The organism is Lysinibacillus boronitolerans JCM 21713 = 10a = NBRC 103108 (assembly GCF_000772935.1).
In the GTDB taxonomy this organism is placed as follows: domain Bacteria; phylum Bacillota; class Bacilli; order Bacillales_A; family Planococcaceae; genus Lysinibacillus; species Lysinibacillus boronitolerans.
On the sequence record NZ_JPVR01000070.1, the window covers coordinates 129,053 to 139,080 of the forward strand.

The window sequence follows — 10,028 nt, forward strand, 5'->3', positions numbered from 1 at the left end:
GAGAATATGATGATATTATTTACATCTGATTTAGATAGAACCCTTATTTATTCTAAACGCATGATGGAGATGTTTCCGCCAGCTACAGAGACAATCGTCGTTGAACACAAGATTGAAACTGCAATGAGTATGATGACGCAGGCAACAGCACCCCTATTGCAACAGGTGCACCAACAAGCTCTATTTGTACCTGTTACAACAAGAGCATTACATCAATATAAAAGAATCCATTTTATTCATGATTTATGCCCTGCTTTTGCAATTACAAGCAATGGGGGTACAATAGTAGAAAAGGGTCAGCCATATGAAAAATGGACACAAACATTATCTAGACGCATTGAAGATTCTTCGATTCCTCGTATGGATATGCTAAAGCTTTTTCAGACGATTAAATCTGATACATGGCTACAACGTTCTTTGTATATTGATGAGCTTTTTTACGTACATCATGTAGATATCAACGTTTTACCATCCGATGAATTACAAGCGATGATTCGAGAGTTTGATGTGCATGGTTGGTATGTTCTATTACAAGGGAAAAAATTGTATTTTATGCCTAAGGCGCTGACAAAGGAAGCGGCTATAGAATATATAAAGGAATTCTGTACATACGATATGCATATCGCAGCAGGTGATTCTATTATGGATTATGGCATGCTTGCAATGGCTGATTTAGCTTTTACACCAAATCATGGAGATTTAAAGGATAAACAGCCAAAAGTTTTACAAAATACAACTTACTCGCCTCTCTATGGCGAAGCATTTACAAAAGATTTATTGGAAGCGGTTTTAAAGATGGCATCACAACATACGGTCATATAAAAGTTCAAATATTTTTTGTTGTCATTAGGTGAGGCGCCCTATGACAAATGAATGCTTCCACATAGGCTGAGGATGATTTTTAGGAGGTGCGTTTGTATGCAAACAATCACAATTAAATCAGTGTTGGAGCGTCATCCTGATGATTGGCTACAGGCGTTTCAAGATTCACCAAAGAATCGTGCATTTTATGAAAAAACAGAGCAACAAGTGAGTTTTAGTAGAATTGCTGTACGTGTATTGGGCGTACCAATCGAAGAAGATGATTACTTCAATTCATTATTTACATTGTCACAAAACGCTAACATCCATATTTTAAGTGAAGAATTAAATAAACATATTGAACCAAAAGACTTTCAGGCAATACAAGCAATCCTTTCACAGCATCAACAAACTCCACAAGGTCTATCTATTAATCGTTTAGTGGCAATGATGTATGGTTATCAATTAATTCCTAAACATGATGATAGTGTAATGAATCGCCATCTACAGTTAGCAACCATTAAAGTAGTAGAGCTCTTTCAAAAACAGCAATCGTTAGGTTTGCTAGCAAATGACTTTCGCCGTTTTTTAATTGATATGGTGAAATGGTTAAAAAATCATTGGATTCTATGGACAAAATCCATGAAACCAACAGATGATTTTCCTAAAGTAGTTTGGTACGGGGAAGCAACACTTAGTCAGCGCTATTTCTTATTATTATTAATGGAGCTAGGTTGTGACGTATTAATTTTTCATCCAGCTAAAACGGATGAATTTGCTGAGATTGATCCTAATGATTCTTTCTCCATCACATATGCATATTCAAATCAAACAGCTTTACAGCCATTTCCTGATAAGTTGCGTGATCGACAGGCAACGGTCGGATATCGATCGAGTCAGCATTTTGAACAATTAATGCATGATCAGCAATCAGGTGTCTATAAGCCTTGGCAGTTTAAAGATTTTATGCCACGCTCCTTAACATTACGGATGACATATGACGATATTTTTATTTATGCAAAAGAGAAAGCTTTGGTTCGACCGCAGTTTGAAGTGGTTGGAGATGAGGTTGTCATACCAGTCATATTTGCAAAAATTAGTGGGGTTTCGAGCCAACGTGAAGAATACTGGCATTATATGCATCAGTTATTAGCAAATCCGCAAACTGTTTTTGTCCAGAAATTCCCCTATGCATCAACGAGCAGAGCCAATTTCCACTTTCACTATAAGCATTGCCTAGTAAATGGAGAGCTGTCAGTAGAGCGTATTATGCAAAGTGATTGGTGGCAATATGGGGAATTAACATTGGAGCTACAGCGTGCAATTGCACATACGATAAAAACTTCCTGTGAGCAGCCCATGTTGAAACAACAGCTGAATGAGTCCTTATATGATTTACAGTTATTTTTATTTAAACAAATGACGATGATTCCTCCGGAGGTACTGCGATTACTACAAAGCTTTGATTATTCACAAGAGGTACCGAAGCTGGTATTATTCCAAGCACCTCAACAACCAGCTTTATCACGTGAGGACATGGCATTATTGGCCTTTTTAAATCGATTTGGTGTGGATATTGTTTTTTATAATCCGACAGGACAACTAGATTTAGAAAAACATTTACGAGAAGATAGTTACGATGTACATCGTTTAGAGCATATGCTATTTGACTTGCACTATGAAGAACCAAAGCCACAGAAAACTGCACCCGACAAAATCATAAAAAAACTCTTTAATCGTTTTTTCTGATGATAGGAAGGAGGCGGCACAAATGTCAAATAACTCGTTGACGCTGAAGCAGCTAACGCTGGAAACAGCAGAAGCCTTCAAAGAACAGTTACGGGATCATGCAGAGGTAAAGCAAATTGCCAATCAAATCGATATAAAAAATCAGTTAGAGCTATTAGCTTTGGGAAAAGAGCCGGCTACAAAATTAGCTACATTTGCAGATCAAATTTTAGCAATCATCACCCAGTCAACAACTTTCGAATCAAATGAATTATTTAAGCAGCTTGAAGCCCTGATGCAAACATTCGACAAACAAGATTTTACAGAACAAAAGGGCTTTTTTAAAAAGCTATTTGCACGTAAGACCAAAAATGATGGTGATTTATTTACGAAATACAATGGACTGGGGAGAGAGATTGAGAAAATCCATTATCAATTTGTGCTGATGGAAGAAGAATTAGCGAAGGATAATCGAGTACTTGCACGCTTATATCAAGAGGACCTCATGTACTATCTTGAGCTAGAAAAGTATATCGTAGCAACTGATATGAAACTTCATGAGGTCCAAACAACATTGATTCCAATGTATGAAAAACAGAGTGAAGCAGGTAATCAGCTGGCGAAAATGGAGCTAAATCGTTTGCAAGCTATTGCAGAGATGCTCCAGCAAAAAATAGATGATTTAGAAAAATCGCGTATGGTGGCTATTATCACAGCTCCCCAAATCGATATGCTACGTAATGGTAACAGTGAATTGATTGAACAAATTAATGGGGCTTTTGTTAAAACCATTCCTGTTTTTAAAATGGGTTTGATGAATGCAGTTAATGAAAGACGTCAACAATTACAAAGTCAATCAGCCTCTGCCTTTGAAGACCGTATGAAGCAATTTGGGGGAGCTAGCAAGGAAGCGGTGCAATTATGTACTGCCATGGCTCAACAATCCAGCACTACCCAGACTCTTGAAGAAATGTGGGATACTATTGTATCAGGCATTGCCAATTATCAGCAATTACGTGATGAACAAACGGTCAAACGCCAACAAGCAGAGCAACAACTGCTAACATTACGTTCTTAGCTCCTTTCCTCTAAGTAGATTACTACTTGGAGGTTTTTTGTATAGAAAAAGCAACAGACTTTTCTTCATTCAAAGGGTGATCAAAAGCCCCTAGAATCAAGGTAATCTGTTGCCATAAAATGCTAGCTAAATGAATTCTTCTTCAAATTCTACATTGATTTCATGTCCATGATAGCTTTGGTAGGACACAATGAGTGTATCAAGATGTTCTAGGTTTTCCTCATAATCTAAAATACGCGATAATATATAGAGTAGGTGATAGCTAGAAAACTCCGTATCGCCCTCTTCACGAGCAAAGTTGATTTGCTTGATGAAAATTTCCATCAGCTCATTGCGTTGGACATAGTCAATGCTTTTACTCCACTCCGAATGCTCAGGCTTTAGCTTTCCTGTATATTTTAAGAGCAATTGCTCATGGTATGTTAACAAGGAATCAAGTCTCTCCTGAATCATTAAATGAAATTGTGTAGGGAGCTGAGCTAATTCATTTTCGTGATTATGCAAACGCTGTAGCAATTCCAAGCTTTTCTTGGAAGTTAAAATCATTTGACGATAGACTACTAGTTTGCGTGCTTTCACATATTTTTTATTTTTTAAGTAATTACGCTCTTCCTTATAAAAATCATACAGCGTATCCACTCGTAGCATACGGTTTTTAAACTTACTTAATGCTGTTTTTGTGGATGTATGCTCAGAAGCTTGCCGTACAGCCAGTCGTGTCCAACGAATAATATCATCTTGTAAAATATAAATTTTGCGAAATAGTTTTACCTCGTATTTAGGTGGTAAGAACACAAGATTTACGACAAATGCTGCTAATACCCCAACTAATATCGTAACAAAGCGTATCAAACCAAACGTTAAAAAGTCATCCCCTTGAAATTCCATAATAGCTACAACTGATACCAACGCTAGCGAAAGTGATTTTTCGAGTTTAAACTTTAACATTAAACCAATAGCTATTATGACGGCTATACCAATGGCAACGACATGATGGCCAAAAAGTAAGCCGAAAATGACGGCAATTGTCGCACCTATAATATTCGCTTGTACTTGCTCCACAATGGTTTGGTAAGAACGATAAATAGAAGGCTGAATAGCAAAAATAGCTGCAATTCCAGCAAAAACAGGTGAAGGTAGTTTTAACAACTCTGCAATAAATAATGCAAATACGATAGCTACACCAGTTTTAAATACACGGGCACCTAATTTCATAAAGATGTCCTTTCTGTCTAATATTTTTTAGCTTCTTTACATTATAGAAGGAAGTGCTCATAAAATACATAGATTTGCATGGATGAATAAGAAAAAGGCGACTTCTACTTGCAAGTCGCCTTTTTCTTGTCAAGATTACAATTGAGAAAACGCAATATCTACTGCTTTAATTGTTTCCTGAATGTCTGCTTCTGTATGCTCAGTTGTTAAGAACCATGCTTCATATTTAGAAGGAGCTAGATTAATACCTTGCTCAAGCATGTGTTTAAAGAAGCGTCCAAATATTTCACCATCAGAGCTTTCAGCTTGTTCATAGTTTTCTACCTTCACATCTGTAAAGTAAATAGTAAGCGCTCCTTTAAGACGATTTAACGTGATGGTTACGCCATGTTTTTTAGCGGCAGCTAAAATACCTTCTTCTAAAATTGCGCCTAATCTATCCATTTCCTCATATATACCTGGTGTTTGTAGCACTTCTAGGCAAGCAATACCAGCTTGCATAGATGCAGGATTTCCAGCCATCGTACCCGCTTGGTATGCTGGGCCGAGTGGTGCAACAGTATCCATAATCTCTTTGCGTCCGCCATATGCACCGATTGGTAAACCACCACCAATAACTTTACCAAGTGCAGTTAGATCAGGTGTTAGGCCAAGTAAATTTTGAGCGCCACCATAGTGGAAGCGGAAGGCCGTGATGACTTCATCGTAAATCGTTAGGGCCCCTTTTTCCTTTGCTGTAGCATGTACTAATTCAAGGAAACCTGGCTTCGGTTCAACAATACCGAAGTTTCCTACTATTGGCTCGATTAAAATAGCTGCAATCTCCTCGCCCCATTTATCCATGGCTTCTGTAAAGGCTTCAGGGTTATTAAAAGGTACAGTAATAACTTCTTCAGCAGTCGAAGTTGTAACACCTGCTGAATCAGGTGTTCCTAATGTTGCTGGACCTGATCCAGCAGCCACTAATACTAAATCGAAGTGCCCGTGGTAGCAGCCAGCAAATTTCATGATTTTTGTACGGCCTGTATAGGCACGTGCCACACGAATCGTTGTCATAACAGCTTCTGTGCCAGAGTTGTTAAAGCGTACTTTATCCATCGAAGGGATGGCTTCCTTTAACATTTTTGCAAAAGTAACTTCATATTCAGTCGGTGTCCCAAACAGTGTACCATTTTCAGCTGCGTGCGCTATGGCCTTTGCAATATGTGGATGGCCATGACCAGTAACGATTGGACCATATGCTGCTAGGTAGTCGATATAGCGATTGCCATCTACATCCCAAAAATAGGCACCTTTTCCTCGCGCCATGGCTACAGGAGAACCGCCACCTACTGCTTTATATGAACGAGAAGGGCTGTTTACACCACCAACAATATGCTGTAAAGCCTCTGCATGTATTGCTTCAGATTTTGCATGATTCATAGAATTGCCTCCTAACTTTTTATACGTAATCTATTGTAGACCTATCACTGTAAGAAATCCAAAGAAATTAAGGGATATGACTTGATTTGTTACTTAGAGTAAAATAGAACCTACAGAGGAGGAGATTGTATGACTTTACTAGAAGGACAAAAGGCGCCAGATTTTTCTCTAATGAACGAAAAGGGCGAGATGGTGCATTTAGCTGATTTTAAAGGGAAGAATGTTATTTTATATTTTTACCCAAAGGATATGACACCAGGCTGTACGACAGAGGCATGTGATTTTCGCGATAAGTTTGAGGACTTCAGTCATTTAAATGCTGTTGTTCTTGGTGTTAGTCCAGATAACGAGAAAAAACATGCAAAATTTATTGATAAGCATGGCTTGCCATTTTCATTATTAGTGGATGAGGATCATGCTATTGCTGAAGCATATGATGTATGGACTTTAAAGAAAATGTATGGACGTGAATATATGGGCATAGAGCGTTCAACGTTTTTAATTGATACTGAGGGGAAGCTTGTAAAAGCTTGGCGCAAGGTTCGAGTAAAAAATCATATTGAAGAAGTTTACGCTTATTTAGCAGAACAGGAGGCAAAACAATGAGAATCTATTTTACATTTGAACCTAGACCAGATTTACGAGAGCCATTATTAGCAGAATTTCCACAGGTTGAATTTATCTTTGAAAAGAGCTTATCAAATGAAGAGCTTCAACAAGCGGATGTCTTAGTTACATATGGTGAAGATTTAACAGAAGAGAGTATTCAATATGCGACGAAGCTAAAATGGATTTTTGTTGCATCGGCAGGTATAGAAAAAATGCCGGCTCAGGCTATTATCGAACGCGGCATTCTAGTTTCAAATGTTCGGGGCATTCATAAAACGCCTATGGCTGAATCCATGCTTGCTCATATTTTAGCCATTAAACGAGCTTTGCCTTGGATGTATGAGCAGCAAAAGAAAAGTGAATGGTCGAAAAAAGCACAACAAACGGAATTACGAGATAGTACGGCACTTATTTTGGGACCGGGTGCCATTGGTTCGGAAGTTGGGCGTTTATTGCAAGCTTTTGGGGTTACGACGATTGGCTGTAACCGCTCTGGTAAAGAAGCGGCCTATATGAATACGATGATTAGCTTTGCTCAATTAAAAGAGGCTCTACCTCAAGCGGATATTGTTATTTCTGTATTACCAAAAACAACAGAAACGACCCATTTATTAGAAGAAGAGCATTTTGCTGCGATGAAAAATAATGCGATCTTCATGAATTTTGGTCGAGGTAATTTAGTGGATGAAAAGGTACTCATTCAAGCGATCGAAACAAAGCAAATAGGACACGCAGTTTTAGATGTATTCGAAGAAGAGCCTCTGACATCTGACAATCCATTATGGACATTACCAAATGTCATAGTATCACCCCATGTATCCAGTCATTCTTCTCGATATGTCGAGCGTAGCTTAGAAATCTTCAAGCCAAGCCTAACAAAATGGCTAAAAGGTGATACTGATTTAGAAAATGTTATGGATCTATCAAGAGGATATTAAGGAACAGCCATTGATTTATTGAGGATAAGCAATGTGTGATTGTTGACGAAGTAGTACGAATTGGATACACTATTTATAACAATTATAAATTAATAATACTTATGGAAGAGGTGCATGACGATGTCTACAACGCATTTACAAGATGCACTGGACACGTTGAAAACAACTGGTGTACGTATTACTCCTCAGCGTCATGCTATTTTGGAATATCTAATTCAATCAATGGCACATCCTACTGCCGATGAAATTTATAAAGCACTTGAGGGCAAGTTCCCTAATATGAGTGTAGCGACTGTTTATAACAACCTGCGTGTATTTCGTGAAGTAGGTCTTGTGAAAGAGCTAACTTACGGGGATGCTTCAAGTCGCTTTGATTTCGTGACAAACGATCATTACCATATGATTTGTGAATGCTGTGGTAAGATCGTCGATTTCCATTATCCTGGACTCGACGAAATAGAGCATTTTGCATCACAGGTAACAGGCTTTGATGTGCATTCGCATCGCTTAGAGATATACGGCACTTGTCCAACATGTAAAGTTGCTACTGCAAAAGTACAATAAAAATCCTAGCTCTTAGAAAGGGCTAGGATTTTTTTGTTTTATTATTATAGGATTGATCGAACTCTTTACCTTCTAGAGTAGGATCAAGTGTTAATGGCTCATTGCAGTACATGCACATATCTACTCGTCCTAAAACCTTTGTATGCTTATGGCAATTTGGACACTCAACTTGAACAGCTCTTGTTGACAGTAATCCGATCCAAGCGTATACAACTGTACTACCGATAATACAAAGAACACCTAGTGACATGAAAATTAAAACTAATATCGGGCTATTTTTAAAGAAAATGCCTCCGTACATGACAATAAAACCAAAAAAGATTAGTGCTAGTGCGAATGAACGAATTTTATTAATTTTACTTTTATAAGGTTTCATATTTCATCTTGCCTCCCAATCTAAAATCTACTATAACATATAAGGACAAAGTATTTTAGCTTTGAACTGAATGAAAGAAGGAATACTTTTAGAGTATGTCGAATTTTTAACGGAATAAAGAACCTATATGAATAAAGGAGGGCTGAACATGGAGCAAGTACTTCGTCCAATCTATCAAGAACGTGCGAGTCAGTCGAATACATTAGGCGTAATTTTAGTGGAAAAGCGTGAAGAACAAAGTAACGTTACAGATACATTTGATACGGTTTTACTTATTATCGTAAAAGAAGCAGAGCAACCAGTCTTTTCAAAACATTACTTATATGAAGGAAATAAAATCGCTCTACATACTGTTACGGAAAAATTAATTCGAAAATGGTTACTCATTGGTTCAAATCGGAAGGTCGTCGATTGGATATTCTTCGGTAGAGTATTATTTGATCGGAATGAATTTCTGCATAAATTAAAAATAGAATTGCAGGAATTTCCGTATAGCGGACGTAAAATTAAAACAGGTATTCAATTTTCAAAGTTAATTCGTCGCTATTTGGAAGGGAAAGAATACTTCGATAAAGGAAGTTACTTGGATGCTTATAATCACGTTGTGGATTCCCTACATCATTTAGGTCGTTTATCTATTATCGATAGTGGCCTGTATCCTGAAGTAACTGTTTGGGCTCAGGTGAAAAAAATTGAGCCAGCCATCTATAAGCTGTATGAAGAGCTAGTGACAAGTAATGAGCCAATAGAAAAGCGCTTAGAATTGTTGTTTTTAGCAAGTGAGTTTTTAATCCACTCTCGTACACGAGATGGGGCACAGCATATACTAGAAGTCATGCAAACAAAAGAAATGTGGACCATTCAGGAATTACATGATCATCATGAGCTCGTGAATTACTCAGTGGATTTAGAAGTGTTTGTGGAGTATTTAGTGGATAAAGGCTATATTCAAATTGAACCAATTGCAGCGAAAAATGAAAGGATATTTCATCGTCATTACAAGGTAAATAAAGATGCTCTAGAAATGGGGCAATGACTGTAGTATGCTTGTAATCGAGGTATCTAAAAATACCTCGATATTTTTTTAGAAAAGTTGTTGACGAATAATATCTTAGTATTGTATTATATTAATTGTCGCTAAGACATAACGATTAACTAAGAAAAAAGCATAAAAAACTTCTCTTAAAAAGTTGTTGACATGTTTTAAATAAGATGTTAATATAAAGAAGTCGCTGAAAAAACGACTTGAATAAAAATGAACCTTGAAAACTGAACAAGCAAAACGTAATCAATAAAG

10 protein-coding genes are annotated in these 10,028 nt (G+C 37.4%); 7 read left to right on the plus strand and 3 right to left on the minus strand.

Features of this window, described 5'->3' with window-relative positions; genetic code table 11:
• Nucleotides 1-9 precede the first annotated feature (9 nt).
• The 3 genes from CD31_RS08940 to CD31_RS08950 all read left to right on the plus strand — a co-directional run bounded on the left by CD31_RS08940 (nt 10) and on the right by CD31_RS08950 (nt 3,607).
• Entirely contained in the window at nt 10-822 is an 813-nt protein-coding gene (locus tag CD31_RS08940) for an HAD family hydrolase (protein ID WP_036076996.1), read from the plus strand.
• Between the two features lie 96 nt (nt 823-918).
• The gene (locus CD31_RS08945; RefSeq protein WP_036076999.1) at nt 919-2,550 is read left to right on the plus strand and encodes a YceG family protein; all 1,632 of its coding nucleotides are present in this window, start codon (nt 919-921) and stop codon (nt 2,548-2,550) included.
• 22 nt (nt 2,551-2,572) lie between these two features.
• A complete protein-coding gene (locus tag CD31_RS08950) occupies nt 2,573-3,607 on the plus strand; it encodes a toxic anion resistance protein (protein WP_036077001.1) in 1,035 nt (344 codons plus the stop codon).
• Between the two features lie 126 nt (nt 3,608-3,733).
• Here CD31_RS08950 and CD31_RS08955 read toward each other — a convergent pair whose 3' ends face one another.
• Both CD31_RS08955 and CD31_RS08960 read right to left on the minus strand, forming a co-directional pair.
• The gene (locus CD31_RS08955; protein ID WP_016994014.1) at nt 3,734-4,822 is read right to left on the minus strand and encodes an FUSC family protein; all 1,089 of its coding nucleotides are present in this window, start codon (nt 4,820-4,822) and stop codon (nt 3,734-3,736) included.
• A 135-nt stretch (nt 4,823-4,957) separates the two neighbouring features.
• On the minus strand, nt 4,958-6,244 hold the full coding sequence (locus CD31_RS08960) for a glutamate-1-semialdehyde 2,1-aminomutase (RefSeq protein WP_036077004.1): 1,287 nt from the start codon (nt 6,242-6,244) through the stop codon (nt 4,958-4,960).
• A gap of 129 nt (nt 6,245-6,373) precedes the next feature.
• Here CD31_RS08960 and bcp point away from each other — a divergent pair, with 129 nt between their 5' ends.
• The 3 genes from bcp to perR all read left to right on the plus strand — a co-directional run bounded on the left by bcp (nt 6,374) and on the right by perR (nt 8,355).
• Nucleotides 6,374-6,850 (plus strand): thioredoxin-dependent thiol peroxidase, encoded by a 477-nt coding sequence (gene bcp, locus CD31_RS08965; protein WP_036077006.1) that lies wholly within the window; start codon nt 6,374-6,376, stop codon nt 6,848-6,850.
• The gene (locus tag CD31_RS08970) at nt 6,847-7,791 is read left to right on the plus strand and encodes a D-2-hydroxyacid dehydrogenase (RefSeq protein WP_036077007.1); all 945 of its coding nucleotides are present in this window, start codon (nt 6,847-6,849) and stop codon (nt 7,789-7,791) included. Before bcp ends, CD31_RS08970 begins: the two co-directional genes overlap by 4 nt.
• A 120-nt stretch (nt 7,792-7,911) precedes the next feature.
• On the plus strand, nt 7,912-8,355 hold the full coding sequence (gene perR, locus CD31_RS08975) for a peroxide-responsive transcriptional repressor PerR (protein ID WP_016994016.1): 444 nt from the start codon (nt 7,912-7,914) through the stop codon (nt 8,353-8,355).
• 22 nt (nt 8,356-8,377) lie between these two features.
• Here perR and CD31_RS08980 read toward each other — a convergent pair whose 3' ends face one another.
• Nucleotides 8,378-8,731, minus strand: a complete 354-nt coding sequence (locus CD31_RS08980; RefSeq protein ID WP_036077010.1) for a YgzB family protein — start codon at nt 8,729-8,731, stop codon at nt 8,378-8,380.
• A 148-nt stretch (nt 8,732-8,879) separates the two neighbouring features.
• Between CD31_RS08980 and CD31_RS08985 the strand changes: the two genes are divergently transcribed.
• Entirely contained in the window at nt 8,880-9,767 is an 888-nt protein-coding gene (locus CD31_RS08985; protein ID WP_036077012.1) for a nucleotidyltransferase-like protein, read from the plus strand.
• Nucleotides 9,768-10,028: the final 261 nt, after the last annotated feature.

Bases quoted from the DNA above. Each gene is read 5' to 3' on its own strand.
- CD31_RS08940 (WP_036076996.1), top strand. From the start codon at position 10: ATGATATTATTTACATCTGATTTAGATAGAACCCTTATTTATTCTAAA.
- CD31_RS08945 (WP_036076999.1), top strand. From the start codon at position 919: ATGCAAACAATCACAATTAAATCAGTGTTGGAGCGTCATCCTGATGAT.
- CD31_RS08950 (WP_036077001.1), top strand. From the start codon at position 2,573: ATGTCAAATAACTCGTTGACGCTGAAGCAGCTAACGCTGGAAACAGCA.
- CD31_RS08955 (WP_016994014.1), bottom strand. From the start codon at position 4,822: ATGAAATTAGGTGCCCGTGTATTTAAAACTGGTGTAGCTATCGTATTT.
- CD31_RS08960 (WP_036077004.1), bottom strand. From the start codon at position 6,244: ATGAATCATGCAAAATCTGAAGCAATACATGCAGAGGCTTTACAGCAT.
- bcp (WP_036077006.1), top strand. From the start codon at position 6,374: ATGACTTTACTAGAAGGACAAAAGGCGCCAGATTTTTCTCTAATGAAC.
- CD31_RS08970 (WP_036077007.1), top strand. From the start codon at position 6,847: ATGAGAATCTATTTTACATTTGAACCTAGACCAGATTTACGAGAGCCA.
- perR (WP_016994016.1), top strand. From the start codon at position 7,912: ATGTCTACAACGCATTTACAAGATGCACTGGACACGTTGAAAACAACT.
- CD31_RS08980 (WP_036077010.1), bottom strand. From the start codon at position 8,731: ATGAAACCTTATAAAAGTAAAATTAATAAAATTCGTTCATTCGCACTA.
- CD31_RS08985 (WP_036077012.1), top strand. From the start codon at position 8,880: ATGGAGCAAGTACTTCGTCCAATCTATCAAGAACGTGCGAGTCAGTCG.